Below are 24,749 nucleotides of genomic sequence, written 5' to 3' on the forward strand. Positions count from 1 at the left end.
ACCGAAGTGTCACGCAGTAATCGCGATATAGTCATCGAGACCTTCGACCCGCGCGATCCACGCCCGCACCGCCGGGAACGGCGCGAGCGCAAAGCCGCCCTCTTCGGCGACATGCGTATAGGCATAGAGGCAGATATCGGCGAGGCTCGGCGCATCTCCGACGAACCAGTCGCGCCCCGCCAGATGTTCGTCCATCAGCTTGAGCGCCGCCTCCCCCGCCGCACGCTTGCCCGGCAACAGCGCGCGCTGGAGGTCGTCGAGATTGGCCTCTCCCACCCAACCCATCCAGAACCGCACCGTCGCGATGTTCGGCTCGTGGTTATACTGCTCCCAGAACATCCAGCGCAGCATGTCCGCACGGTCGAACGGGTCGGCGGGGATCAGCGCCGTCCCATCGGCGAGGTAGAAGCACGCCGCATTGCTTTCGGGCAGAAACCGTTCGCCATGCTGCAGCACCGGGATGCGCCCATTGGCGTTGACGTTGGCGAGGAACGCGGCCGTCCGCGTCTCCCCCGCCAATATGTCATAGCCGCGCCGCTCGATCGCCGTGCCGGTCAGCGCGGCGGTCAGGCGGATCTTGTAGCAATTCCCGGACGGGGCATATTCATGCAGGATCAGCGACATCGCCCTTCTCCTTGGGGGCATCCGCAACCGACTTGACCAGTCCGTCGAGCGATCCGCCCGAAAAGCCCAGCTCCTTCATCAGCCCGTCGAGCATCGGCGCCTGCGCGCGATAGCGCAACGCGGCGGCAACGGCATTGTCGGCCAGATTGCCGTCGCCCTGCCCGGCCCCGCCCGCTGCTGCCGAACCCGCGCCGCCACCGGCGGTAAGCCCGTCGACCTGCACGATCTTGATGCTGTCGATCGCCTCCATCGGCTTGACCGATTCGCGGATCACGTCGGGCAGAACCTTGAGCAGCGCCAGCTTGGTCTGCAGCGAAATCTGGTCCGACGACAACAGGTTCGCCGCCTCGTTCACCGCGCGCTGGCCCGCCGCCTCGACCTCGAACCGCACCCGATCCGCCTCGGCGCGCAGCTTCGCCGCCTCCGCCTCGCCCTCCGCGACCAGCCTTGCCGCCTCGGCGCGGTCGGCGGCCGCCGCCTTCTCCGCCTCGGCCTCGACCCGCACGCTGATCGCCGCGCGCTCCGCCTCGCGCGCCGCGTCGATCAGTTCGATGCGCTTGGTACGCTCGGCAATCTCGGTCTCGCGTGAAGTAACGACCTGTTCCTCCGCCGCGACCGCCTTGGCGCGCGCCGCATCGGCCTCGGCCTTGGCCTGGCTTTCCTCGCGGCTCTTGTTCTGCACCGCGATCTGCTGTTCCTGCCGGGCGAGTTCCAGCGCCTGGTGCTGCGCGATCTTGGCTTCCTGCACCGCGCGGTCGGCCTCGATCTGCTGGCTGTCGACCAGCTTCTTCGCCTCGATCTTCGCCTGATCGGCTTCCTGCTGGCGCAGCGCCTGTTCGCGCGCGACCTCGGCCGCCTGCGCCGCGCGGCGCATCTCGACCTCGCGCTCCTGCTCCAGCCGCGCGAATTCGGTGTCGCGCCCGATCAGGAACGACTGGCGCTGCGCCTCCAGATTCTTGGTCTCGATCTGGACTCGGGTATCCTGCTCGATGTCGTTGCGCGCCTTCTTGCGCAGCTCGATCTGCTCGGTCAGCTTGGTCAGACCTTCGGCGTCGAACGCGTTATTGGCGTTGAAATGCTCGATGCTGGTCTGGTCGAGGCCCGTCAGCGACACGCTCTCCAGCTCCAGCCCGTTCATCGCCAGATCGGCCGACGACACCTGCTGCACCTTTTGCACGAACTCGCTGCGCTGCTCGTGCAGTTGCGCCATCGTCATCCCCGCAGCAACCGATCGCAGCGCATCGACGAACTTGCCCTCGACCAGCTCTTTCAGCGCATCGGGATTCATCGTGCGCAGGCCGAGCGTCTGCGCCGCCGTCGCGATCGACTGGCTGTCGGGCTTCACGCGGACATAGAATTCGGCCTTCACGTCGATGCGCAGCCGGTCGAGCGTGATCAGCGCGTCGGCATTCTTGCGCTCGACCGCGAGGCGCACGGTGTTCATGTTGACCGGCATCGTCTCATGAAACACCGGCAGCACCAGCGCGCCGCCGTTGATCACGACCTTTTCGCCGCCAAAACCGGTACGGACGAAGCCGATCTCCTTCGACGCGCGCTTGTACAGCCGCGCAATGATCAGTCCGATGACCAGCAGCGTCAGCAGCCCGCCGCCGACATAGATCAGATAGGGAAGGATCGATCCCCCGGTCGCGGCTACTTCCTGCATATACTAAACCCCCAGTCTCGGCAGATGATGATCGCCAACCGCGATCGCACGAAAGACATCGCCCTCGCGCCGCACCAGCAGCACGCGCTCGCCTTCCTCGAAAACCTGTCCCGCATTGTCGGGCTCGACCATGAGGTAATGCGCCTGGCCGTGCCAGTCCTCGACCCGCGCGCGCGCTGGCGATCCGGTGGTGGCGCGCCCGGTGAGGATCGTCGCGGCGCTGCCGACCAGATCCTCGACATCGATCGCCGTCGTATGGTCCTGTGGCAGGATCGGCGCGAGCAGCCGTGCGCCCAGCGCAGTAACAGGCAGCGCCAGCGCCCCCGCACCCGGCATTGCAATCCATGCCGGAAGCAGCGCACCGGATAAGTCGCGCGCCAATTGCTGCCCGATCAGCCCGATCAGGCCAAAGCTCGCCAGCAACAGGACGATGACCACCAGCAGCGGCACACGCCCGAACCCCAGCCAGTCAAGCCAGTCGGGCGCATCGATATCCGCATCGCCCGCCAGACCCACCGCCTGAACGACGCCAAGCAGCAGCATCAGGATGAGCGCCGACACAAAGACGACATTCTCCGGCGCGGACAGAAAGGCGAACACGTCGAAAACCCCCGATTCGCCAATAGTCTAGGGGCTAGCCCCCGGCCCCGCCAGCGAATCCGGAACGCAGAAACACCGATTCAGGTAAGGGTGAGGACGATCTTTCCCATATGCGCGCCGCTTTCCATGCGGCGGTGCGCTTCGGCCGCTTCGGCGAGTGGATAGGTCCGGTCGATCACCGGCTTCAACCGCCCGTCCGCCACGAACGGCCACACCGACCGCGACAGCTCATCGGCGACCAATGTCTTGAATGCCGTGTCGCGCGCACGCAGCGTCGATCCGGTCAGCGTCAGGCGGCGGCGCATGATCTCGAACACCGGCACGGTCGCCATCGCGCCGCCCTGCACCGCGATCGACACATGCCGTCCGTCATCGGCCATGCACTTCAGGTTGCGGGCAACATAATCGCCGCCGACCATGTCGAGTACGACATTGGCCCCGCGCCCCTCGGTCAGATCCTTGACCCGCGCCACGAAATCCTCGGTGCGATAATTGATCGCATGATCCGCGCCATGCGCCAGGCACGCCGCAACCTTGTCGTCGCTGCCTGCGGTCACGATCACCGTGACGCCGAACAGCTTGCACAGGCTGATCGCCATCGTGCCGATCCCGCTGGTGCCGCCATGGACCAGCGCGACATCGCCCTCGCTGGCGTAACCGCGCTCGAACAGGTTCGTCCACACGGTGAACAGCGTCTCCGGGATCGCCGCCGCCTCGACCATCGTCAGGCTTTCGGGCACCGACAGGCACTGACCGAGCGGCGCAACCGCATATTCGGCATAGCCCCCGCCGGCGATCAGCGCACACATCGGCTGGCCGATCAGCTCGGGCGGCAGATCCGCGCCGACCGCGACCACCGTTCCCGCAACCTCCAGCCCCGGGATGCTCGTCACCCCCGGCGGCGGCGGATAGCCGCCCATCCGCTGCAGCACATCGGGCCGGTTGACCCCGGCGGCGGCGACGCGGATCAGCACTTCGTCCGCGCGCGGCACGGGCACCGACCGCTCGACCGGGACCAGCACTTCAGGACCCCCCGGTTGTTCGGGGTCGATCGCGATCATCCGGTCGGGCAGGCTGGTCATGCGGATCCCCCAAGAACTGCGTCTGAATCGGGGCGAGGCCCGGTGACGTCAAGGCCGCAGTTGCGCAAAACGGAACAGGCTTCATCGGTTGACACTGCCGCGACGGGGCGAAAATCTCGTGCCATGCCTGTGCCCATCCGCCCTGCCCTGCTGTTCCTCTCCCTCGCCATGGCCGTGCCCGCCGCAGCGCAGACGCGCGACCAGATGCCGTTGCCGGACGGATTTCAAGCGGCGATCGAGAAGGGCGATCTCGCGCAGGCGCAGGCGCTAATTGCCCCGGCGACCGACGCCTGTCTCGCCGCCGATCCAACCGCAGCACGCTGCATCGACTTGCTCAACTGGCTGGCCTCGGTCGGACAGCGGCGCGAAGACCGCCCGCTTCAGCTACGCGCGGCGCGCCTCGCCGCCACTGCGGCTGCGCGATATGCGCCGGGTACCGCGCGGGAATATTATGCGCTCGTGAACCTCTCCGGCGGCCTCGATCATTCGGGCACGCCGCTCGAAGCGGAAGCACCTGCGCGCCGCGCGCTCGCTATCGCCGAGCGACTCTGGCCCGAACCCAGCGACAATGTCGCGCTGATCTGCCGCAACCTCGCCACCACGCTCACCGCGCTCGGCAAGCATGCCGAGGCGGCGACGCTGATGCGCCGTGCGGTTGCGATCCGAACGGCACAGGGCGGTGCCGAATCGCTAGCCGCGCTCGACGCCAGCCGCGTGCTCGGCGTCACCCTCAACGAAGGCGGGCAGATCGCCCCCGCAGTCGCGCTGCTCACCCGGGTCGCAGACACCCTCGCCGCGCGCCACCCCCGCCGCATCGTCGAGCGCGCCCGCGCCGAGGGCGATCTCGCCGCCGTGCTCAACGATGCCGGGCGCTTCACCGACGCGGCGCAGCGCTATTACAACGCCATCCTGCTGTGGGAGGAAGCGGGCGAAACCGGGGAGAGTCTGCTGACCGCGCTCAACAATGCCGCGCGTAATTTTGTCGCGATGGGGGATTACACCCGCGCCGAGCAGATCGACCGGCTGGTGCTGCGCATCAAGAGCGACCGGCTCGGCCCCGACGATCCCTCGCTGGCGCGCTCCTACGGCAATCTCGGCGTCGTGTTGGAAGCGCAGGGCAAGCTCGAGGAGGCGCGGCCGCTGCTCCGCAAGGCGCTGGCGATGGCGATCTCTGCCTATGGCGCCGACCATCTGCGCACCGCGCCGTTTCGTGGCTACCTCGCCGACGCGCTCCCGCTGGCCGAGCAGGAAGGGGAGCGCCGGACGCTGGTCGCGCTCTACCGCGACCAGCTCGGGGCCGGTCATCCCGACACGCTCAACGCGCTGGCCCAGCTCGCCAATGTGCTGGCGGCACTCGGCCGCCATGCCGAGGCGGAGGCAGCCTATCGCGAGGTCGTTGCGCAGGGCGAGCGCACCTGGGGCCCGGATAATGTCAATTTCGCCAACTCCCTTGTCGCGCTGGCGCTGTCGCTCGCCCGTCAGCTTCGGCCCGGCACGCTGGGTGAGATGCGCTCGCTGATCGCGCGCGGCTGGTCGATTCAGCGCGCCGCGCTCGGCCCCGAACATCCCGACACGATCGAATCCGCCATCTATCTGGCACAGATGAGCGACGACCCCCGCGCCCGCACCCTGTCGCGCGGCGCCCAGTCCGGCATCCTCGCGCGGATCGGGCGCAGCCGCGACTTCAGCGCCGCCGCGCAGGCGGAGCTGCGCGCCTTTTCCGCGGCGTTCGGACAAGCGGTCCAGATCAACTGGCGATTGTCGCATCCGGGGGCGGCAAAATAGCGCCGCATCGGCTTGACATCGCCCGGATGCCGTCCGACCTTTCGGCATATGGAAGACGATCTTCCCCGCCGCACCGATGATCCCGCCGCACAGCTGGCGCGCCAGGATCTCGACCCGTTTTCGGTGGCAGAGCTAGAGGCGCGTATCGCGCTGCTCGAAACCGAAATCGCGCGCTGCCGTGCGATCATTCAACGCGCCGTTTACCATCGCGCAAGCGCGGATGCCTTATTCAAGCGATGAGTGGAGCACCGATCCCCGGGCGTCACGCTATAAGAGTCTTGGGGACAGGTGCGGCGCTTGATGCACGGTGCAACACTCCCGACATAGGGAATGCACGGGCCGCGTGTCTCTCTTCTTCGGCCCGACTGGAGTAAGCCCGAATGCCTAGTTTTGCTTCCGCCCTCGAATCGACCCTTCACCGCGCGCTGGAAGCCGCCAGCTCGCGTCGCCACGAATATGCGACGCTCGAACATCTGCTGCTGGCGCTGGTGGACGATGAACATGCGTCCAAGGTGATGGGTGCGTGCGGGGTGGATCTGGGTGAGCTGAAAACCACCGTCGCCCATTATCTCGATACCGAGCTTCAGGCGCTGCGCGTCGACCAGCAGACCGACCCCTCGCCCACCAGCGGGTTCCAGCGCGTCGTCCAGCGCGCGATCCTGCACGTCCAGTCGTCGGGCCGCGACGAAGTGACCGGCGCCAACGTCCTCGTCGCCCTGTTCAGCGAGCGCGAGAGCTATGCCGTCTATTTCCTGCAGCAGCAGGACATGAGCCGCCTCGACGCGGTCAGCTATATCAGCCATGGCGTCGGCAAGGGCGCAACCCCGGCCGAAGCCACTCCGCCCAAGGGCGCGGAAGAGGACAAGAGCCAGAAGAGCGACGGCAAGAAGGGCGAGAGCGCGCTCAAGCAGTTCACCGTCAACCTCAATGAAAAGGCCAAGACCGGCAAGATCGATCCCCTGATCGGCCGCGGGCCTGAGGTCGACCGCACCGTCCAGATCCTGTGCCGCCGCAGCAAGAACAATCCGCTCTATGTCGGCGATCCCGGCGTCGGCAAAACCGCGATCGCGGAAGGGCTGGCGCGCAAGATCATCGAAGGCGACGTGCCCGAAGTGCTCAAGGAAGCTGTCATCTACTCGCTCGACATGGGCGCTCTGCTCGCCGGCACCCGCTATCGCGGCGACTTCGAGGAGCGGCTGAAGCAGGTCGTGTCGGAGCTGGAAAAGCTGCCCCATGCGGTGCTGTTCATCGATGAAATCCACACCGTGATTGGCGCTGGCGCGACCAGCGGCGGCGCGATGGACGCGTCGAACCTGCTCAAGCCGGCGCTGTCGGGCGGTTCGATCCGCTGCATCGGCTCGACCACCTACAAGGAATTCCGCAACCACTTCGAAAAGGACCGCGCGCTGCTGCGCCGGTTCCAGAAGATCGACGTCAACGAACCGACGATCGAGGATACGATCAAGATCCTCGCCGGCCTGCGCTCGGCGTTCGAGGATCACCACAACGTCAAATACACCCCCGACGCGATCAAGTCGGCGGTGGAGCTGAGCTCGCGCTACATCAATGACCGCAAGCTGCCCGACAAGGCGATCGACGTGATCGACGAGGTCGGCGCGATGCAGATGCTGGTGCCGCCGTCCAAGCGCAAGAAGACGATCACCCCCAAGGAGATCGAAATGGTCATCGCGACCATGGCGCGCATCCCGCCGAAAACCGTGTCGAGCGACGATACCAAGGTGCTGGCGAACATCGAAACCGACCTCAAGCGCGTCGTGTTCGGTCAGGACAAGGCGATCGAGGTGCTGTCGTCGGCGATCAAGCTCAGCCGCGCGGGCCTGCGCGATCCGGAAAAGCCGATCGGCAACTATCTGTTCAGCGGCCCGACCGGCGTCGGCAAGACCGAAGTGACCAAGCAGCTCGCCGAACTGCTCGGCATCCCGCTGCAGCGCTTCGACATGTCCGAATATATGGAACGCCATTCGGTCAGCCGCCTGATCGGTGCCCCTCCGGGCTATGTCGGATACGATCAGGGCGGCCTGCTGACCGATGCGATCGATCAGAACCCGCATTGCGTGCTGCTGCTCGACGAAATCGAAAAGGCGCATCCGGACCTGTTCGCGATCCTGCTGCAGGTGATGGATAATGGCCGCCTGACTGACCACCACGGCAAGACGGTCGATTTCCGCAACGTCATCCTGATCATGACGACCAATGCCGGCGCGTCCGACATGGCGCGGGAGTCGATCGGTTTCGGCGAAATCAGCCGCGACGATGTTCAGGAAGACGCGGTGAAGAAGCTCTTCACCCCCGAATTCCGCAACCGTCTCGATGCAATCGTGCCGTTCGATTATCTCCCGACCAAGGTGGTCGAGCGGGTGGTGGAGAAGTTCATCCTTCAGCTCGAACTCCAGCTCGCCGACCGCAACGTCCATATCAGCCTGGACGATGAGGCAAAGGCGTGGCTCACCGAACGCGGTTACGACAAGCTCTACGGCGCCCGCCCGATGGGCCGCCTGATCCAGGAAAAGATCAAGCAGCCGCTGGCCGAGGAACTGCTGTTCGGCAAGCTCGTCCATGGCGGCGAGGTCGAGGTGAAGCTGAAGGACAACGCCCTCACCTTCGCGATCACGCCGGCAGCGCCAAAGGGATCGAAGAAGGGCGGCAAAAAGGCTCCGGCCAAGGCGAAGTAAGCGCCCTCACCTGCGAACAACGAAACCGCCCCGGTGCAAACCGGGGCGGTTTTGCTTTGGGCACCGCGACGCCCGCTTCTTCTAAAGCCCCTCCCGCTTGCGGGAGGGGTTGGGGAGGGTCTTCTTCTTCTGGCAAACCTCACAACGTTCGTGCTGAGCTTGCCGAAGCGTAAGCCCCACCCAACGGAGCGCAGGCAGCTGCCAGCGCAGCAACCCCTCAGTGAGGCGCCAACCCCATCTCAACCCCGGTCTTGTCGTGCAGCGCAAAGCGATCGACGATGTCCGCGCTCGCCCGATTATATCCGATGACCTCGACATCCCGGCCTGACGCGCGCAGCCGCGCCACGACCTTGTCCAGCGCGGCCACCCCCGAAATGTCCCAGAAATGCGCGCCGGAAACGTCGATCGTCACACGCTTGGCGCTGTCCTCCGCCTGAAACGCCCGCGTGAAGCGATCGACCGAAGCAAAGAAAATCTCTCCGTTCACGCTATAGACCGCGACGCCATCGGCCGATCGCGTGCGCTCGACCGAGAACATGCGCTGCACCTTGCCGGCGAAGAAGATGCCCGAAAGCAGCACGCCCGCCAGCACGCCAAGCGACAGATCGTGCGTCGCCACGACCACCACCACTGTCGTCAGCATCACGATCGACGATGGCAGCGGGTGACGGCGCAAATTGGGGATCGAGTTCCAGCTGAACGTCCCGATCGACACCATGATCATCACCGCCACCAGCGCGGGCATCGGCACACGCCCGACATAGGGGCCGAGCACCGCGAGCAGAAACAACAGAAACGCGCCCGCAACAAAGGTCGAGAGCCGCCCGCGCCCGCCCGATGTCACGTTGATCACCGACTGCCCGATCATCGCGCAACCGCCCATGCCGCCGAAGAATGCGGCCACGATATTCGACCCACCCTGCCCCGCACATTCCTGCCGCTTGTCGCTGTCGGTATCGGTCATGTCGTCCACGATCTGCGCCGTCAGAAGCGATTCGAGCAGACCGACCGCAGCCATCGTCACCGAATAGGGCAGAATGATCCGCAGCGTTTCGAGCGTGAGCGGAACCTGTGGCAGCGCAAAGGAGGGCAGGCCTTCGGGCAGCTTGCCCATATCGCTCACCGTATTGACCGGCAGGCCCAGCGCGATGCTGACACCGCTCAGGATCAGGATTGCGACCAGCGGCGACGGGATCGCCTTGGTCAGGCGCGGCAGGCCATAGATGATCGCCAGGCCCGCCGCGACCATCGCATAGGTCTGCCAGCCGACATTGGTCAGTTGGGGCAGCTGCGCGAGGAAGATCAGGATGGCGAGCGCGTTGACGAACCCGGTGATGACCGAACGGGACACGAATTGCATGACCAGATCGAGCCGCAACAGACCGGCGACGATCTGGATCAGCCCCATCAGGATCGTCGCGGCGAACAGATACTCCACGCCATGATCGCGCACGAGTGGGACGACCAGCACCGCAACCGCGGCAGTGGCAGCCGAAATCATGCCCGGTCGGCCGCCGATCAGAGCAATCACCATCGCGATCGCGACCGACGCATAAAGACCAACGCGCGGATCGACCCCGGCGATGATCGAAAAGCCGATGGCTTCGGGGATCAGCGCAAGCGCGACGACGATGCCGGCCATGATGTCGCGGCGGGCAGCGGTGCCATCAGTGAACCACTGGCGGCGATAGGCAGAAAGATTGAATGTCATTGAAATTCCACAACAGGGCACATGGCGCGAATAGCGCGTGATTAACGGTGCGTGTTGTTGTCCGGCGGATCGGCGGCCGGAATAGCCACCCGGAATTTCACCGGGTCCTTGCGAATAGCGGCCCCTTAACGGGAGGGTCGATCAGATGCAATTGCGCCGTGCAACAAAGCCGGCCGATGCTCGCCCCGCACAGTGCCGACAAATGGTGCGCCAGCGCGCTGCCCGCCTAATCCCGTACCACCACCACGGTCACCCCCACCGGCACCGCCGGCGCACCTCGCGCCGCCGGCCGCGCGCACCGCTCCCGGCACGCCCGCAGCTGCGCCGCGCGCTCGTCGGCCAGCCGTCGCCACGCCCGCGCCTCGCGGATCAGCCGGTCGACCTGCCACTCGGTGCTTTGCCACGCCCCGTCGGCGCATGCGCGGTCGCGCCCGCAGATGCGCTTCACTGCATGGTCGATCCGCGCCGCCAGAATGTCGATCCCGGCCTCGGTCGACAGGTCCAGCCCCGCCGCCGGAACCGCGATCCGGCGCGTCTCGTAACGCTCGCCCGCGCTCGCCGAGCCGGCCAGCATCATTGCCGCCGCAACGGCGAACAGGTGCCTCACATTCATCGCAAACCTCGCTGCGCAGCACATTACCGAAATGCGTATCTCGCGTTAACCACCATGTCCCGCGCCACGTCCCGCCATTGGACAGGCTTCGCATCGACTTGCACCCCGTCCAGCCGCGCGCGCACGGTGCAGCGGCTGCGAAATGTTAACCGCTTCTTCGGGTTCGGCGGTTTAGTTCCGTGACATGACAAGGGGGATCGTCACGTTGCTGGGACTCGCGGTCGCGCTGGCCGCTATGCTCGCGGTTCCGGCACAGGCCCGCCCGCCTGGCTGGAGCGCGGGAACCACCGGCCGCCCGCTCGCCACCTGCATCCGCCGCGCCGCGCCCGGCGACGATCCGCGCGCCATCGCCCGCGATCTTGCCGGCTTCGACTGCAGCACGGCGCAAAAAGAGTTCGGCAGCGGCGATTTCTGGGTGATCTCCGAACCGGTCGGCGAACGCTCGCGCTCGCGCCGCCCGCTCAATGCGCGCATGCTCAGCCTGTGGCAGGATCGGCTAACGCTGCACGTCCTGTATGCCGATGGCCGGATCGAGACGATGGCCGACGACACGGTCGGCATGACCAAGCGCATCCAGCTCGGCGCCGTTGTCGAATATCCGATGCCGCGGCTGCGCGCGCCGGTCGACCGGCTGCTCTGGAAAGTCGAAGGCGCAAGCAATGTCTATGCGGTGGTTCGCAACCCGCGCATCGCGACGGAGGCGGAAAGCAACCGCGCCAACCTGTTCATCGCCGCGCTCTATGCCGCGTTCGGCGGGCTGTGCATCGCGCTGCTGACCTACAATCTCGCGCTATGGACGACGCTGCGCTACCGGTTCCAGCTGGCCTATGCAGCGATGGTCGCGGCGCTGATGGCCTATGCCTTTACCTCGTCGGGCGCGCTCGCGTGGCTGGTGCCCGATATCGCCAATACCACACGCATGCGGCTCAACTATTTGCTGCTGACCGTCACCGCCGCATCCGCGATCTGGTTCGCCCGCGCCTTTTTCGAAGAACATGTGTTTGGCCCGCGCATGCGCATGCTGATCCGGGTCAGCATCGCTACCCTGCTGCTCAGCGGCATCGGCTTCGCCGCTTGTGCGCCACTCGCGCCGGCCCTTGCGCACACCATCTACAGCTGGGTGTTCGCCAGCATCCTGATCCCGATCGTCGCGATCGTGGTCTCCGCATGGGTCAACCGGTCCAACTTCCTGTGGCTGTTCGGCATTGCCTGGGCCGCGCCGATCGTGGCGGGGTGTCTGCGCGTGCTCAACGGGCTGGGCGTGATGCCGTGGAGCTTCTGGCTCGACAATTCGACCCTGATCTCGATGTCTGCGGAGGCGTTGCTGTCGTCGATCGCGATCACCTACCGCATCCGCCTGCTCAGCCGCGAGCGGGACGCAGCACTCGCCGCCGAGACCGTCGCGCGCCGCCTCGCCGATCTCGACCCGCTCACCGGCCTGCTCAACCGCCGCGCCTTCCTTGGCCACGCCATCGGGCGCGGCGGGCCGCAGACCTTGCTGATCCTCGACCTCGACCGGTTCAAGCAGGTCAACGACACGATCGGCCATGATGGCGGTGACGAAGTGCTGCGCACCGTCGCCCGCATGCTGCGCATGGTCGCGCCCGAAACCGCGCTGATCGCGCGCCTGGGTGGCGAGGAGTTCGCGCTGCTGTGCAATGCCGCCCAGCCGGTCGATCCCGACACCATCCTCGCCCGGTTGCGCGCGACGCGCATGCCCTATGACCTGCGCGTCACCGCCAGCATCGGCAGCGCGCACGGCACCATGGCCGATGAGCGCGACTGGAAATCGCTCTACCGCGCCGCCGATCAGGCGCTGTTCGACGCCAAGTCGGCCGGCCGCGACCGCGCGCGCGCCAGCATCGCCGCCTGACCGGCAATTCAGCTTTCGTTCAGCCCGCTTCTGCCCTAAAACGCGCCCATCGGGAGGGCATGATGGACCAGTTGAACAAACGCAGGATCGCGCTGGCCGCCGGTGCCGCCGCATTGCTCGTCACTGCCACCACCGTGCACCCGACCGCCGAGTTCGAGATCCTGACGCACGAGATCACCGACAAGACCCCGCGCAAGTTCCAGGCTGCGGTCGATACCGGCATCCTCGCGGTTTCGGTCCTGTATACCTGGACGGAGCGCACGCTCCGCTGACTTGCCTTCCGCCGGGCTTTGCTTACACTCGTGTAAATGAGCGATCCTGAGACAATCTGGCGGAATAGTTATCGTCACCCCGGTCCGTGGGACCAGACCCTGCCCCCGCTCTCCATGGTCGATGCGTTCGAGGAATCGGCGCGGCGCAAGGGCAATGCCCCGTTGCTCGACTTCCTCGGTCGCCATTACAGCTTTGCCGAAACGCTCGACGGCGCGAACCGCGTCGCCTGCGGCCTCAAGGCGCTGGGTTACGGCCCAGGCGACCGCATCGGCCTGTTCCTGCCCAACGTCCCCCACTATGTCGCGGCCTATTACGGCATCCTCAAGCTCGGCGCGACCGTGGTCAATTTCTCGCCGCTCTACAGCGTCGACGAACTCGCAGCGCAAGTCGCCGACAGCGGCACCCGCCTGCTGTTCACGCTCAGCGCCACCGCCCTGCTCCCCACCGCGCTCAAGGTGCTGGACAAGAGCGGCCTCGAACGCCTCGTCGTCGGATCGGTCGCCGGCGCGCTGCCCACCACCAAATCGATCCTCTACCGCCTGTTCAAGCGGGCCGAGGTCGCGGAAAAGCCCGACGACCCGCGCATCACCGCCTTCTCGCAGCTGATCGCCAATGACGGCGCATGCGTCGCGGCGCCGATCGACCCCGAAACCCATCTGGCGCTGATCCAGTACACCGGCGGCACCACCGGCGTGCCCAAGGGCGCGATGCTGACCCACCAGAACCTCTCCGCCAATGCGCGACAGGTGGCCAAGCTCGACCCCGATCTCGGCTCCAGCCTCGACCGCGTGCTCGGCGTCCTCCCCTTCTTCCACGTCTTCGCCAACACCTGCGTGCTCAACCGCACCGTGCTGACCGGCGGCGAGATCGTGATGCTCCCCCGCTTCGACGCGGCGCAGGCGCTGGCGGCGATCAACCGCACCAAGCCGACCGCGCTCCCCGGCGTGCCGACCATGTTCCAGGCGCTGATCGACCACCCGCACTCCAAATCGACCGACTGGTCGAGCCTCAAATATTGCATCTCCGGCGGCGCGCCTTTGCCCGCCGAACTCAAGAAGCGGTTCGAGGCCGAAACCGGCGCGACGCTGATCGAAGGCTATGGCCTGTCCGAAAGCTCGGGCGTCGTCTCCGCCAACCCCTATCGCGGCGAAGGCAAGTCCGGCACCATCGGCCAGCCGATCGTCGCCACCCGCGTGCGACTGGTGGACAAGGAAGACCCCTCCCGCGACGCACCGCCGGGCGAACCGGGCGAGATCGTCCTCGCCGGCCCGCAGATCATGGCCGGCTATTGGGACCGCCCGGAGACCGACGACACCACCTTCTGCCACGACGCCAACGGCACCCGCTGGCTGCGCACCGGCGATGTCGGCCAGATCGACGAAGACGGCTTCATCCGCATCGTCGATCGCCTCAAGGACATGATCTCGGTCGGCGGGTTCAAGGTGTTCCCCAAACATGTCGAGGACGTCCTCTACCACCACCCCGCGATCAAGGAGGCGCTGGTCGTCGGCATGCCCGACCCCCGCATGGGCGAAGTCCCCCGCGCCTATGTCGCGCTCAACGAGGATGCCGATCCGGTGACCGGCGACGACCTGCGCACCTGGCTCAACCCGCAAGTCGGCAAGCACGAACGCGTGGATGCGGTGGTGGTGCGGGAAAAGCTGCCCAAGACGATGATCGGCAAGCTGAGCCGCAAGGACCTGCTTCTGGAAATCGCGGCGGAGGCGGCGGCCTCCTAGCCCCTCCCCTTTTTCTAAAGCCCCTCCCGCTCGCGGGAGGGGTTGGGGAGGGTCTTCTTCTTTTTTTTGAGGCAAGCCCCCACACCCGTTTGTGCTGAGCTTGTCGAAGCACCACTCCTGCCCTCTCAAACGACAGGCTGCCGCCCTTCGACAAGCTCAGGGCAAACGGTCGGTGGTATGCCCCACCATCGCAACCACTCCCATCGTCACCCCGGCCTTGTGCCGGGGTCCACCGGGAGGCTGGCGCGGCGCATGAGGCTCTCGCGCGGGGCGTAGGGTGGGGTGGACCGCGGCACAGGGCCGGGGTGATGGATGAGGATGATGCACCCACTGCCCTGATTCATCGAGTGCGGGTGATAGTTGCCTTCACTTGATCAGGACAGTTCGGTAGCGTGTCCGCATGGACGTCCTAGATTGGCTTGCCCGCTGGTATGAGGCGCAGTGCGATGGAGACTGGGAGCATGGCTTCGGTCCAAAAATCGGCACTATCGACAATCCCGGCTGGTCGGTGAAAATCGATCTAACCGGAACGGATTGCGACGGGCGCATCCTTGAACGCATCAAGCACAATTATGAACATGAAAACGATTGGTGGACCTGCTGGACGGAAGGCAATGTGTTCCACGGAGCTGGCGGACCGCTCCAGCTTCGATCACTTCTAGAGGCGTTTCGAGGCTGGGCCACAAACGGCCTTTAGCCCCCCTCACCCCCGCATCTCAGCCTTCAAATTCATAAACTCATGCAGCCCCCACGGCCCCAGCTCGCGGCCATGGCCGGACAGCTTGACCCCACCGAACGGCGCACCCGGCACTGACGCCAGCATCTGGTTCACCGCGGTCATCCCCGCCGCGATATCGCGCACCAGCCGCGCCTGCTCATCGGCATCCTGGGTCCACACGCTCGACCCCAGCCCATAGGGTACATCGTTCGCCAGCCGGATCGCGTCATCGATCGACTCCGCCCGGAACAGCATCGCGACCGGCCCGAATACCTCCTCCTTCGCAAACTCCGCCTCGGGATCGACCCCGGTTAGCACGCCAGCCCGCATCCACGCACCCTCACGCTCGATCTTCTCGCCACCATGCAGCGTCGCGCCAGCCGCCACCGCCCGCTCCAGTTGCTCCAGCACCGCATCGCGCTGCTCGACGCTCGACAGCGGACCCATCTCGACGCTGTCCTCCATCGGATCGCCGATCTTCACCGCATCCATCGCCGCCACGAACTTCTCCGCGAACGCGTCGTACACTTGCGAGTGCACGATCATCCGCTTCGCGCAGATGCAGCTTTGCCCGGCATTCTGGATACGCGCCTTCACCGCCGTCTTCACCGCCGCGTCCAGATCGGCTGAGGGCATGACGACAAACGGGTCCGACCCGCCCAGTTCCAGCACCACCTTCTTGAGCGCCCGCCCCGCCGCCTCGGCGACCTTGGCCCCCGCCCCCTCACTCCCGGTCAGCGTCACCGCGACCACGCGCTTGTCGGCGATGATCCGCGACACCTTGTCCGACTTCACGGCCAAATTCTGGAACAGCCCGTCCGGCGCGCCGGCCGCCTGTACCATCTGCTGGATCAGCGCCGCGACACCCTGCGTCAGCGAGGCATGCTTCAACAATCCGACATTGCCCGCCAGGATCGTCGGCGCGAGCCAGCGCACCACCTGCCAGTACGGGAAATTCCACGGCATAATCGCCAGCACCGGCCCCAGCGGCAGCCAGTGCGTCACCACCCGCCCGGTCGGCAGCGCGATCTCCTCGCCCTTCAGAAACGCCGGCCCATGCTCGGCATAATAGCGAAACCCCGCGACGCATTTCTCGACCTCGGCCACCGCCGACGCCAGCGTCTTGCCCATCTCCCGCGTCGCAGTCTGCGCCAGATGCTGCTTCCCGGCCTCGAACCGGTCGGCAATCGCATTGAGCAACGCCACGCGCTGATCCACCGGGCTGACCCGCCACGACGCAAACGCCGCATCCGCGCGCACCAGCGCCGCCTCTACGCCATCGCCATCCAGTTCCGCAAAGCTCTCGCCCGGTTCACCCGTCGCCGGATTGATGCTGGTAAACATGCGCGCTCCTTTGGATTAATCTTATCCTCCCCCGCCAGGGGGAGGTGGCGCCGAAGGCGACGGAGGGGGAGGACGGCAATGCCCCCAACCTCGTGCCGCTCCGCTTCCTCCCCCTCCGTCACGCTACGCGTGCCACCTCCCCCTTGCGGGGGAGGATCAGGAGGCTCGACCCATTCTACAGTCGCAACGCCAATCGCGGGAGGTTGAATTGGTTCCGCCGCCATCGCATAGCATCGCCATGACCGATCCGATCGACATCGCCGCTTTGTCCTTTGAAGACGCCCTTCGCGAACTGGAGCGGATCGTCGGACAGCTCGAAACCGGCGATGTGCCGCTCGATCAGGCGATCACCCTGTACGAACGCGGCGACGCGCTGCGCCGCCAGTGTCAGGCGCGGCTCGATGCGGCCCAGGCGCGGATCGAACAGGTGCGCGCCGATGCCAGCGGCACCGTCACCGGCACCACCCCCTTCGCCGCAGGATGAGCGCGGACGTGGCCGACGCCAGCCAGACCCTCGAAACCGCGCTGCGCGATGTCGCGGCGGAGATCGACCATCAGTTCGACCAGTTCCTCGCCGTCCCCGCCGACCCGCGCGCGCGCCTCTATGAAGCGATGCGCCACGCCGCGATCGGCGGCGGCAAGCGGCTGCGCCCGCTCCTGACCTTCGCCACGGCGCAGCTGTTCGCGGTCGACCGCCGCTGCACCGCGCGTGTGGCGACGGCGATCGAGGCGATCCATGTCTATTCGCTGATCCATGACGATCTGCCTGCGATGGACGACGATGACATGCGCCGCGGCAAGCCAACGGTGCACCGCGCGTTCGATGAGGCGACCGCGATCCTCGCCGGCGACTGCCTCCACGCGCTCGCCTTCGAAATCCTCGCCGATCCCGCCACCCATGCCGACCCGTTCGTCCGCGCCGAGCTGATCGCCGATCTGGCACAGGCATCCGGCCCCTCGGGCATGGCGGGTGGCCAGATGATGGATCTGGTCGCAGAGAATACCAGCTTCGACCTCGCCACCGTCACCCGGTGCCAGGCGCTCAAGACCGGCGCGCTGATCGCCTGCTCGGTCGAGGCGGGCGCGATCCTCGGCCGCCTGCCCCCGGAGGGCCGCACCGGCCTGCGCGGCTATGCCCGCGACATCGGCCTCGCCTTCCAGATCGCCGACGACATCCTCGACGTCGAGGGCGATCAGGACGCGGTCGGCAAGCAGCTGCGCAAGGATGAAGCGGCGGGCAAGGAAACCTTCCTCTCGCTGCTCGGCATCGACCGCGCGCGCGAACAGGCGCGGATGCTGGTCGATCAGGCGATCGCTCATCTCCACAGCTACGGCCCCGAAGCCGACCTCCTGCGCGCCATCGCCCGCTTCGTGCTCGAGCGGGATCGGTGACACCGCCCGCATCCGTCACCCCAGCGAAAGCTGGGGTCTCCCGCCACAAGCGCCGCGCCTGCGGCACAATATGCCAGCGTTCGCTGGCATGACGAGGTAGCGTTATGACCACCCGCACCGGCGTCTATCCCGGCACCTTCGATCCGATCACGCTCGGCCATATGGACATCATCCGGCGCGGCGCGAAGCTGGTCGACCGGCTCGTCATCGGCGTCACCACCAACCCGTCAAAAAACCCGATGTTCACGGTCGAGGAGCGGATGGACATGGTCCGGCGCGAGGTCGCGGGCCTCGACGGCGAGATCCACGTCGTCAGCTTCGATTCGCTGCTGATGGACTTTGCCGAGCGGGAGGGCGCGAGCATGATCGTCCGCGGCCTGCGCGCCGTCGCCGATTTCGAATATGAATATCAGATGGCGGGCATGAACCAGCAGCTCAACGGCCGGATCGAAACCGTCTTCCTGATGGCCGACGTCTCGCTCCAGCCGATCGCGTCGCGCCTCGTCAAGGAAATCGCCCTGTTCGGCGGCGAAATCCGCAAGTTCGTCCCCCCCACCGTCCGCGACGAGGTGGTGGCCCGCGTCGAAAAGATCGGCCGCAAGGGCAGCTGACGAATTACAATCCTCCCCCGCCAGGGGGAGGTGGCGCCGCAGGCGACGGAGGGGGAGGACGGCTGTGTCCCATCGCCTCTTGCCGACAACGTTCCTCCCCCTCCGTCACGCTTCGCGTGCCACCTCCCCCTGGCGGGGGAGGATCAAACAGGCCGGCGGATCCAACACGCTTGCAATGTTGGAAATTCCCTGATTGGGTGAGGCTCAGGCGGCCCCCGCCGTCCCGGCCAGCGACGGGCCCGGCACGTTGATCGCGATAGTGTAAAGCCAGTGTAAACTTCCGCGCGCGACGCCCGCCGCATTCACTTTGCTGCCAGCGGCGATTTGCTCTAAGCCGCTCTCGTTTTGTAAGTCCGGTGGGGATGTCGATGCGTCTTGTTGCCCTGTTTCTTGCCCTGCTGACGTCGCTGTTCGCGATGCCGGCCGCTGCCCAATATGTCCCCGGCCCGGCCGGCCGCGCGGCCCCGCCCGCGACGACGGACAAGGAGAATCTGTGGATTCTCGACCTGTCGACCGGCGGCCGCGTCACCATCTGGCTGCGCCCCGATGTCGCGCCCAAGGCGGTCGAGCGGATCAAGGAGCTGACCCGCCGCAAATTCTATGACGGCCTGATCTTTCACCGCGTGATCGACGGCTTCATGGCGCAGGGCGGCGATCCCAAGGGCGACGGCACCGGCGGCAGCGACCTGCCCGACCTGCCCAAGGAGTTCAATTACCTCCCCCATGTCCGCGGCGCCGTGGCTGCGGCCCGTGCGGAGGATGAGAATAGCGCGAACAGCCAGTTCTTCATCATGCTGACCCCGCGCCTCCAGCTTGACCAGAAATACACCGTGTTCGGCCGCGTGCTCGACGGGATGCAGTGGGTCGACGCGATCCCGAAGGGCGAGCCGCCCGCGAATCCCGCGCGCGTCGTCCGCGCCTACATCGCCGCCGACAATCCCCCGCCCTTCACTGCGGCTCCCGCTCCGGCGGAGGAGCCAGCAGCGCTCCCGGCAGGCCCGGCCAAGTGAAATCCAATTCCTCCCCCAGCGCGCTGGGGGAGGAATGAGAAGTATCGAATGAACGTCGACCTGTTCGATTTCGAGCTGCCGCCGGAGCGGATTGCGCTGCGCCCAGCCAGCCCCCGCGATTCGGCGCGCCTCCTCCTGCTCGACGGCGACAAGACCCAAGACCGCATCGTCACCGACCTCCCCGCCCTGCTCCGTACCGGGGACATGCTGGTGTTCAACGACACCCGCGTCATCCCCGCCCAGCTCGAAGGCACGCGGGGCGAGGCCCGGATCGGCGCCACGCTGCATAAGCGCGAAGGCCCGCGCCACTGGATCGCCTTCATCCGCAACGCAAAGCGGCTGAAGGTCGGCGACACCATCGACTTCGGCAACGCCGTCACCGCCACCGCCGAGGCGCGCCACGACGATGGCAGTTTCACCCTGTTCTTCCCCGGCGAAGAGCCGGTCGAACTGCTGCTGGAGCGCGCCGGGCGCATGCCGCTGCCGCCCTATATCGCCGCCAAGCGCCCGACCGACGCCCGCGACGCCGACGATTACCAGACGATGTTCGCCAACGAGCCCGGCGCGGTCGCCGCGCCGACGGCGGCGCTGCACTTCACGCCGGAGCTGATCGCCGCGCTCGACGCCGCCGGGATCGGCCACACCACGCTGACGCTGCATGTCGGCGCGGGCACCTTCCTGCCGGTCAAGGCCGACGACACCGACGACCACAAGATGCACGCCGAATGGGGCCGTATCGATGCCAACACCGCCGACCGCCTCAACGCCGTCCGCACTGCGGGTGGCCGGGTGATCGCGGTCGGCACCACCAGTCTCCGCCTGATCGAAAGCGCGGCAGGTGAGGACAATGTGATCCGCCCGTTCGAAGGCGACACAGCGATCTTCATCACCCCCGGCTACCGTTTCCGCGGCATTGATGGCCTCCTGACCAACTTCCATCTGCCGCGATCTACGCTGTTCATGCTGGTATCGGCACTGATGGGGTTGGATCGGATGCAGGCCGCCTATGCGCATGCCATTGCATCGGGCTATCGTTTCTACAGCTATGGTGACGCCAGCCTGTTGTTGCCCGGAGTCCGATCATGATTCTCAGCCTCGCCCTGCTCGCCGCCGCTCAGCAAGGTCCTGAGGACCTGCCCAACCGCGCGCGCGTGCCGGTCACGGTCGACCTGCGCGGCCAGCAGCAGCCCGCGACCGCCCCCACCCCGATCCCGCTGATGATCGCCGAGCCGGTCGCGATGGCCATCGCCACGTTCGACAGTGATCAGGACGGCGTCGTCATCCGTGCCGAGTTCGACGCCGGGCTGCGCAAGACCTTCGAGCTGAGCGCCAAGGGCCAACCCTCGCTCGGCTATATCGCATTCGGCGACTGGTCGGAGCGCTGGCTGGGCAACCGCAACGCCCTGCCCAGCCCGTTCGAGGTCGATGGCGACGGCGACAACCGCATCACGCTCACCGAATTGCAGGCGCGGTTCGACCTGTTCTTCACCCGCTTCGATACCGACAAGGATGGGGCGATCCGCCGCAGCGAGTTACTGACCGTGCGCACCCTGCCGACTCCGGGCCAGCGCGGTGGCGAGCAGCCCGACCGCCGCAAGCGCGACCGCTGAACTGATGTCCTAGCATCTCCTGCCGCACTGCGGCTAAGGTTTGCGCGATGCACGGCTCGCACCATCATCACGGCCCCGCCGGGCATAGCCATTCGGGCCATGGCCATAGCCACGCGCCCGCGGATTTCGGCCGCGCCTTCGCGATCGGCACCGTCCTCAATCTCGGCTTCGTGCTGGTCGAGGGGCTGGCGGGGATCGCCACCGGGTCGATGGCGCTGCTGGCCGATGCCGGGCACAACCTCTCCGACGTTCTCGGCCTGCTGATCGCCTGGGGCGGCGCATCCCTCGCCAAGCGTCCCGCGTCGCGCCGCTTCACTTATGGCCTGAGCAGCTCCACCATCCTCGGCGCGCTCGCCAATGCCGTGCTGCTGCTGTTCGCGGTCGGCGCGATCGCGCTGGAGGCGGTGCAACGGCTCGGCTCCCCTGCCCCCGTGCCCGGCGCGACGGTGATGATCGTCGCGGGCATCGGCATCGTCATCAACACCGCGACCGCGTTGCTGTTCATGCGCGGCAGCAAGCATGACCTCAACATCCGCGGCGCCTATCTCCACATGGCCGCCGATGCCGCCGTGTCTGCCGCTGTGGTTGTCGGCGGCGCGCTGATCCTGCTGACGGGCAAGACGTGGATCGACCCAGCGCTTAGCCTGCTGATCGTCGCCGTCATCCTGTGGAGCACCTGGGGCCTGCTGCGCGACTCGGTAACCATGGCGCTCCACGCGGTGCCGCCGGGGATCGACGCCGAGAAGGTGGAGGAAACGCTGGCGACCCTGCCCGGCGTGGCGCGCGTCCATGACCTCCATATCTGGCCAATGAGCACGACCCAGGTCGCACTGACCGCGCACCTCCAGATGCCGGACGGCCATCCCGGCGACGCCTTTCTGCACGATGTCCAGCACCGGCTGGAGCATGAGTTCGGCATCCACCACATGACGCTGCAGATCGAGATCGGCGACGGCGACCCGTGCCACCTGCATAGCGCACATGGAGCCGGACATGACTGAGCCCGCACCGCTGCGCCTCGTGATCTTCGACTTCGACGGCACCCTGTCCGACAGCGGCAACTGGTTCCTGTCGATCGTCGATCATCTTTCCGACCGCTACGGCTTTCGCAAGGTCGCGCCCGACGAGATCGAACCGCTGCGCAAGATGACGTCGCGCGACGTGATCAGCCATCTGCGCATCCCGCGCTGGAAACTGCCCTTCATCGCCCGCTATGTCCGCAAGCTGTTCGGGCGCAACACCGACAAGGTCCATCTGTTCGCCGGCGTCACCGAAATGCTCGCCGCGATCGAGGCGATGGGCATCCCGCTCGCGCTCGTCACCTCGAACAGCGAGGCCAATGCCCGCGCGGTGCTCGGCCCCGAAAATGCCGCGCGGTTCAGCTGGTGGGCGTGCGGGGCGTCGCTGTTCGGCAAGGCGCCCAAATTCCGCTCGGTCCTGAAGCAAAGCGGGATCCCGCCCGAGCGGATCGTCTCGCTCGGCGACGAAACCCGCGATATCGACGCGGCGCGCGCCGTCGGGATCCGCGCCGGGGCAGTGCTGTGGGGCTATGCCGAGCCCGAGGCGTTCGCGCACCTCAACCCCGATCTTGCCTTTTCAACCCCAGATCAGGTCGTCGCCTTCGTCCGCGCGTCAGCCCAGATGCACCGCCAGCCATAGAGTCGGCTCGCCCGGATCGGTCCGCGTCACCCAATGCCGCATACCGCCGGGGATGAAGACATGATCGCCGGGCGACAGCAAGACCTCCTCCTGCCCTTCGATCCGCAGTGCCGCGCTTCCACGCAGCACCACCACCCACTCATCGGCATCCTGCACGAACGGCGCATCTTCGGGCGTCGCCTGCCCGTGCGAGACGATGCGTTCGATCCGCACCCCGCCCCGGTCCAGCAACAGGGTGAACACTTCCCCGTCCCGCGCATCGGGCAGAGGCGCGAAGAGATTGCCGCCGCTTTCAGCCATTGCCATTGCCCCTTCAACATCGCATCGGACGCCTATGTCCCGTTTCACCTTCACCATCCACGCCACCGACGGCAAGGCGCGCACCGGTACGATCGCCATGCAACGCGGCAAGATTCGCACCCCCGCCTTCATGCCCGTGGGCACCGCCGCCACGGTCAAGGCGATGAAGCCCCAGGATGTACGCGCATCGGGCGCTGACATCATTCTTGGCAACACCTATCACCTCATGCTGCGCCCCAGTGCCGAGCGGATCGATCGGCTGGGCGGCCTGCACGGCTTCATGGGCTGGGACCGCCCGATCCTCACCGACAGTGGCGGCTATCAGGTGATGAGCCTGTCCGACCTCACCAAGCGCAGCGAGGAGGGGATCGTCTTCAAGTCGCACCTCGACGGCACCCGCCACATGTTGAGCCCCGAACGCTCGATGGAGATTCAGCGGCTGCTGGGATCGAACATCGTCATGGCGTTCGACGAGCTTGTCCCAACCACCTCGACCCGCGAGGTGCAGGCGGCCGCCATGGAACGCTCGATGCGCTGGGCGAAGCGGTCGCGCGACGCTTTCGACGCGGGCGGCGCGCATGCCGCCAACAACGCGCTGTTCGGCATCCAGCAGGGCGCGCTCGACGAAGGACTGCGCAAGGCAAGCGCCGACGCGCTGCTCGACATCGGGTTCGACGGCTATGCCGTGGGCGGCCTCGCGGTCGGTGAGGGGCAGGAGGCGATGTTCGGCTGCCTCGACTATGCCCCCGGCCAGCTCGACGCGACCAAGCCACGCTACCTGATGGGCGTCGGCAAGCCCGACGACATTGTCGGAGCGGTCGAGCGCGGGATCGACATGTTCGACTGCGTCCTCCCGACCCGCTCGGGCCGCACCGGACAGGCGTTCACCCGCACCGGTCCGATCAACATCCGCAACGCCAAATTCGCCGAGGATCAGAGCCCGCTCGATCCCGACTCGCCGGTCGCCGGGTGGAGCAAGGCCTATCTCCATCACCTCGTCCGCTCGGGCGAGATCCTGGGCGCGATGCTGATGACCGAACATAATCTGTGGTTCTATCAGCGGCTGATGGCCGATCTGCGCGCCGCGATTGCCGAGGGGCGGCTGACCGCCTTCGCCAATGATTTCCGCGCAGCATATTATGGCGGTCGCGACTGATTGCACCCGCTCCGTCCCTGTCCTACTCCTGTGCCACCAAGGAGTATCCAGTGACCGACAAGACCGACGCCGCTGAAGAGATCGCCAACGAAATCACCGCCGCCGCGCGCCAGGCCCGCGAGATCGCCGAACGGGCAGAGGGCACGCCCAAGCCGGGCGACGCCAAGAAATGGCCGCTGGCCAAGATCGGCATCGGCATCGGCTCCGCCGCCCTCGCCGCCGCCGTGATCTACGCCGCACGCAGCCGCAAGAAAGACTGATCCCCTTCCCTCCCGACCGGAGACCGAATT

General features: G+C 66.5%; 25 protein-coding genes and 1 other annotated feature. Of the genes, 17 read left to right on the plus strand and 8 right to left on the minus strand.

Translation table 11 applies throughout. The features are described from left to right. Nucleotides 1-9: 9 nt before the first annotated feature. From KYX69_RS12835 to KYX69_RS12850, 4 genes are all read right to left on the minus strand, one after another. On the minus strand, nucleotides 10-624 hold the full coding sequence (locus KYX69_RS12835; protein WP_300497998.1) for a glutathione S-transferase family protein: 615 nt from the start codon (nucleotides 622-624) through the stop codon (nucleotides 10-12). Further along, a complete protein-coding gene (locus tag KYX69_RS12840) occupies nucleotides 605-2,290 on the minus strand; it encodes a flotillin domain-containing protein (protein WP_300498001.1) in 1,686 nt (561 codons plus the stop codon). The genes KYX69_RS12835 and KYX69_RS12840 overlap by 20 nt, the downstream gene beginning before the upstream one ends. 3 nt (nucleotides 2,291-2,293) lie before the next feature. After that, nucleotides 2,294-2,890, minus strand: a complete 597-nt coding sequence (locus KYX69_RS12845; protein ID WP_300498004.1) for a YqiJ family protein — start codon at nucleotides 2,888-2,890, stop codon at nucleotides 2,294-2,296. A gap of 80 nt (nucleotides 2,891-2,970) precedes the next feature. Then, nucleotides 2,971-3,972, minus strand: a complete 1,002-nt coding sequence (locus tag KYX69_RS12850) for an NAD(P)H-quinone oxidoreductase (RefSeq protein ID WP_300498007.1) — start codon at nucleotides 3,970-3,972, stop codon at nucleotides 2,971-2,973. A 123-nt stretch (nucleotides 3,973-4,095) separates the two neighbouring features. Between KYX69_RS12850 and KYX69_RS12855 the strand changes: the two genes are divergently transcribed. The 3 genes from KYX69_RS12855 to clpA all read left to right on the plus strand — a co-directional run bounded on the left by KYX69_RS12855 (nucleotide 4,096) and on the right by clpA (nucleotide 8,450). Further along, on the plus strand, nucleotides 4,096-5,757 hold the full coding sequence (locus KYX69_RS12855; protein WP_300498010.1) for a tetratricopeptide repeat protein: 1,662 nt from the start codon (nucleotides 4,096-4,098) through the stop codon (nucleotides 5,755-5,757). 48 nt (nucleotides 5,758-5,805) lie between these two features. Next, nucleotides 5,806-5,997, plus strand: a complete 192-nt coding sequence (locus KYX69_RS12860) for a DUF1192 domain-containing protein (RefSeq protein WP_300498012.1) — start codon at nucleotides 5,806-5,808, stop codon at nucleotides 5,995-5,997. A 140-nt stretch (nucleotides 5,998-6,137) separates the two neighbouring features. Further along, nucleotides 6,138-8,450 (plus strand): ATP-dependent Clp protease ATP-binding subunit ClpA, encoded by a 2,313-nt coding sequence (gene clpA, locus KYX69_RS12865; RefSeq protein ID WP_300498015.1) that lies wholly within the window; start codon nucleotides 6,138-6,140, stop codon nucleotides 8,448-8,450. 217 nt (nucleotides 8,451-8,667) lie between these two features. Here clpA and KYX69_RS12870 read toward each other — a convergent pair whose 3' ends face one another. Together KYX69_RS12870 and KYX69_RS12875 are read right to left on the minus strand one after the other, a co-directional pair. Continuing rightward, nucleotides 8,668-10,161 (minus strand): SulP family inorganic anion transporter, encoded by a 1,494-nt coding sequence (locus KYX69_RS12870; RefSeq protein ID WP_300498019.1) that lies wholly within the window; start codon nucleotides 10,159-10,161, stop codon nucleotides 8,668-8,670. A 55-nt stretch (nucleotides 10,162-10,216) separates the two neighbouring features. Further along, nucleotides 10,217-10,272: a sequence feature (sul1 is cis-regulatory element that is thought to sense ions involved in sulfur or methionine metabolism; They are found in Alphaproteobacteria), on the minus strand. A gap of 115 nt (nucleotides 10,273-10,387) precedes the next feature. Next, nucleotides 10,388-10,774, minus strand: coding sequence for a UrcA family protein (locus tag KYX69_RS12875; protein WP_300498022.1), 387 nt, complete (start codon nucleotides 10,772-10,774; stop codon nucleotides 10,388-10,390). A 205-nt stretch (nucleotides 10,775-10,979) separates the two neighbouring features. On the opposite strand from KYX69_RS12875, the gene KYX69_RS12880 reads away from it, so the two are divergent. The 4 genes from KYX69_RS12880 to KYX69_RS12895 all read left to right on the plus strand — a co-directional run bounded on the left by KYX69_RS12880 (nucleotide 10,980) and on the right by KYX69_RS12895 (nucleotide 15,356). Continuing rightward, nucleotides 10,980-12,647, plus strand: a complete 1,668-nt coding sequence (locus KYX69_RS12880; RefSeq protein ID WP_300498025.1) for a diguanylate cyclase — start codon at nucleotides 10,980-10,982, stop codon at nucleotides 12,645-12,647. Nucleotides 12,648-12,709: 62 nt separating this feature from the next. Then, entirely contained in the window at nucleotides 12,710-12,919 is a 210-nt protein-coding gene (locus KYX69_RS12885) for a hypothetical protein (RefSeq protein WP_300498027.1), read from the plus strand. Between the two features lie 36 nt (nucleotides 12,920-12,955). Next, entirely contained in the window at nucleotides 12,956-14,659 is a 1,704-nt protein-coding gene (locus tag KYX69_RS12890; RefSeq protein WP_300498030.1) for an AMP-binding protein, read from the plus strand. Nucleotides 14,660-15,059: 400 nt separating this feature from the next. After that, nucleotides 15,060-15,356 (plus strand): immunity 53 family protein, encoded by a 297-nt coding sequence (locus KYX69_RS12895; RefSeq protein ID WP_300498033.1) that lies wholly within the window; start codon nucleotides 15,060-15,062, stop codon nucleotides 15,354-15,356. Between the two features lie 6 nt (nucleotides 15,357-15,362). On the opposite strand, the gene KYX69_RS12900 is transcribed toward KYX69_RS12895, so the two are convergent. Next, nucleotides 15,363-16,721: an NAD-dependent succinate-semialdehyde dehydrogenase gene (locus KYX69_RS12900; RefSeq protein WP_300498036.1), complete on the minus strand. Its 1,359-nt coding sequence runs from the start codon at nucleotides 16,719-16,721 to the stop codon at nucleotides 15,363-15,365. Between the two features lie 238 nt (nucleotides 16,722-16,959). Between KYX69_RS12900 and KYX69_RS12905 the strand changes: the two genes are divergently transcribed. From KYX69_RS12905 to KYX69_RS12940, 8 genes are all read left to right on the plus strand, one after another. Next, nucleotides 16,960-17,205 carry an exodeoxyribonuclease VII small subunit gene (locus KYX69_RS12905; RefSeq protein WP_300498039.1) on the plus strand — a complete coding sequence of 82 codons (246 nt, stop codon included), beginning with the start codon at nucleotides 16,960-16,962 and terminating at the stop codon, nucleotides 17,203-17,205. Continuing rightward, nucleotides 17,202-18,113: a polyprenyl synthetase family protein gene (locus KYX69_RS12910; protein ID WP_300498041.1), complete on the plus strand. Its 912-nt coding sequence runs from the start codon at nucleotides 17,202-17,204 to the stop codon at nucleotides 18,111-18,113. The genes KYX69_RS12905 and KYX69_RS12910 overlap by 4 nt, the downstream gene beginning before the upstream one ends. A gap of 104 nt (nucleotides 18,114-18,217) precedes the next feature. Then, nucleotides 18,218-18,724, plus strand: coding sequence for a pantetheine-phosphate adenylyltransferase (gene coaD, locus KYX69_RS12915; RefSeq protein ID WP_300498044.1), 507 nt, complete (start codon nucleotides 18,218-18,220; stop codon nucleotides 18,722-18,724). A 416-nt stretch (nucleotides 18,725-19,140) separates the two neighbouring features. Next, on the plus strand, nucleotides 19,141-19,734 hold the full coding sequence (locus tag KYX69_RS12920; protein ID WP_300498181.1) for a peptidylprolyl isomerase: 594 nt from the start codon (nucleotides 19,141-19,143) through the stop codon (nucleotides 19,732-19,734). A 48-nt stretch (nucleotides 19,735-19,782) separates the two neighbouring features. After that, nucleotides 19,783-20,820, plus strand: coding sequence for a tRNA preQ1(34) S-adenosylmethionine ribosyltransferase-isomerase QueA (gene queA, locus KYX69_RS12925; RefSeq protein ID WP_300498047.1), 1,038 nt, complete (start codon nucleotides 19,783-19,785; stop codon nucleotides 20,818-20,820). Then, nucleotides 20,817-21,344, plus strand: coding sequence for an EF-hand domain-containing protein (locus KYX69_RS12930; protein ID WP_300498049.1), 528 nt, complete (start codon nucleotides 20,817-20,819; stop codon nucleotides 21,342-21,344). Before queA ends, KYX69_RS12930 begins: the two co-directional genes overlap by 4 nt. A gap of 47 nt (nucleotides 21,345-21,391) precedes the next feature. Continuing rightward, on the plus strand, nucleotides 21,392-22,345 hold the full coding sequence (locus KYX69_RS12935) for a cation diffusion facilitator family transporter (RefSeq protein ID WP_300498052.1): 954 nt from the start codon (nucleotides 21,392-21,394) through the stop codon (nucleotides 22,343-22,345). Beyond that, a complete protein-coding gene (locus KYX69_RS12940; RefSeq protein WP_300498053.1) occupies nucleotides 22,338-23,003 on the plus strand; it encodes an HAD hydrolase-like protein in 666 nt (221 codons plus the stop codon). The genes KYX69_RS12935 and KYX69_RS12940 overlap by 8 nt, the downstream gene beginning before the upstream one ends. Here KYX69_RS12940 and KYX69_RS12945 read toward each other — a convergent pair. Continuing rightward, the gene (locus tag KYX69_RS12945) at nucleotides 22,977-23,303 is read right to left on the minus strand and encodes a cupin domain-containing protein (protein WP_300498055.1); all 327 of its coding nucleotides are present in this window, start codon (nucleotides 23,301-23,303) and stop codon (nucleotides 22,977-22,979) included. The two genes, KYX69_RS12940 and KYX69_RS12945, sit on opposite strands and share 27 nt — an antisense overlap. Nucleotides 23,304-23,337: 34 nt before the next feature. Between KYX69_RS12945 and tgt the strand changes: the two genes are divergently transcribed. Together tgt and KYX69_RS12955 are read left to right on the plus strand one after the other, a co-directional pair. Then, on the plus strand, nucleotides 23,338-24,459 hold the full coding sequence (tgt, locus tag KYX69_RS12950) for a tRNA guanosine(34) transglycosylase Tgt (protein ID WP_300498056.1): 1,122 nt from the start codon (nucleotides 23,338-23,340) through the stop codon (nucleotides 24,457-24,459). Nucleotides 24,460-24,509: 50 nt separating this feature from the next. Further along, entirely contained in the window at nucleotides 24,510-24,719 is a 210-nt protein-coding gene (locus KYX69_RS12955; protein WP_300498059.1) for a hypothetical protein, read from the plus strand. The last annotated feature ends 30 nt before the right edge of the window (nucleotides 24,720-24,749 follow it).

Source organism: Sphingomonas sp. (assembly GCF_030145815.1).
GTDB lineage: Bacteria > Pseudomonadota > Alphaproteobacteria > Sphingomonadales > Sphingomonadaceae > Sphingomonas.

Excerpts from the sequence above, each read along its gene's own strand:
- KYX69_RS12900 (WP_300498036.1), bottom strand. The coding sequence starts at position 16,721 with ATGTTTACCAGCATCAATCCGGCGACGGGTGAACCGGGCGAGAGCTTT.
- tgt (WP_300498056.1), top strand. The coding sequence starts at position 23,338 with ATGTCCCGTTTCACCTTCACCATCCACGCCACCGACGGCAAGGCGCGC.
- KYX69_RS12940 (WP_300498053.1), top strand. The coding sequence starts at position 22,338 with ATGACTGAGCCCGCACCGCTGCGCCTCGTGATCTTCGACTTCGACGGC.
- KYX69_RS12875 (WP_300498022.1), bottom strand. The coding sequence starts at position 10,774 with ATGAATGTGAGGCACCTGTTCGCCGTTGCGGCGGCAATGATGCTGGCC.
- queA (WP_300498047.1), top strand. The coding sequence starts at position 19,783 with ATGAACGTCGACCTGTTCGATTTCGAGCTGCCGCCGGAGCGGATTGCG.
- KYX69_RS12835 (WP_300497998.1), bottom strand. The coding sequence starts at position 624 with ATGTCGCTGATCCTGCATGAATATGCCCCGTCCGGGAATTGCTACAAG.
- KYX69_RS12945 (WP_300498055.1), bottom strand. The coding sequence starts at position 23,303 with ATGGCTGAAAGCGGCGGCAATCTCTTCGCGCCTCTGCCCGATGCGCGG.
- KYX69_RS12855 (WP_300498010.1), top strand. The coding sequence starts at position 4,096 with ATGCCTGTGCCCATCCGCCCTGCCCTGCTGTTCCTCTCCCTCGCCATG.
- KYX69_RS12870 (WP_300498019.1), bottom strand. The coding sequence starts at position 10,161 with ATGACATTCAATCTTTCTGCCTATCGCCGCCAGTGGTTCACTGATGGC.
- KYX69_RS12840 (WP_300498001.1), bottom strand. The coding sequence starts at position 2,290 with ATGCAGGAAGTAGCCGCGACCGGGGGATCGATCCTTCCCTATCTGATC.
- KYX69_RS12860 (WP_300498012.1), top strand. The coding sequence starts at position 5,806 with ATGGAAGACGATCTTCCCCGCCGCACCGATGATCCCGCCGCACAGCTG.
- KYX69_RS12935 (WP_300498052.1), top strand. The coding sequence starts at position 21,392 with ATGCACGGCTCGCACCATCATCACGGCCCCGCCGGGCATAGCCATTCG.
- KYX69_RS12905 (WP_300498039.1), top strand. The coding sequence starts at position 16,960 with ATGACCGATCCGATCGACATCGCCGCTTTGTCCTTTGAAGACGCCCTT.
- clpA (WP_300498015.1), top strand. The coding sequence starts at position 6,138 with ATGCCTAGTTTTGCTTCCGCCCTCGAATCGACCCTTCACCGCGCGCTG.
- KYX69_RS12910 (WP_300498041.1), top strand. The coding sequence starts at position 17,202 with ATGAGCGCGGACGTGGCCGACGCCAGCCAGACCCTCGAAACCGCGCTG.
- coaD (WP_300498044.1), top strand. The coding sequence starts at position 18,218 with ATGACCACCCGCACCGGCGTCTATCCCGGCACCTTCGATCCGATCACG.
- KYX69_RS12895 (WP_300498033.1), top strand. The coding sequence starts at position 15,060 with ATGGACGTCCTAGATTGGCTTGCCCGCTGGTATGAGGCGCAGTGCGAT.
- KYX69_RS12930 (WP_300498049.1), top strand. The coding sequence starts at position 20,817 with ATGATTCTCAGCCTCGCCCTGCTCGCCGCCGCTCAGCAAGGTCCTGAG.
- KYX69_RS12920 (WP_300498181.1), top strand. The coding sequence starts at position 19,141 with ATGCCGGCCGCTGCCCAATATGTCCCCGGCCCGGCCGGCCGCGCGGCC.
- KYX69_RS12850 (WP_300498007.1), bottom strand. The coding sequence starts at position 3,972 with ATGACCAGCCTGCCCGACCGGATGATCGCGATCGACCCCGAACAACCG.
- KYX69_RS12885 (WP_300498027.1), top strand. The coding sequence starts at position 12,710 with ATGGACCAGTTGAACAAACGCAGGATCGCGCTGGCCGCCGGTGCCGCC.
- KYX69_RS12890 (WP_300498030.1), top strand. The coding sequence starts at position 12,956 with ATGAGCGATCCTGAGACAATCTGGCGGAATAGTTATCGTCACCCCGGT.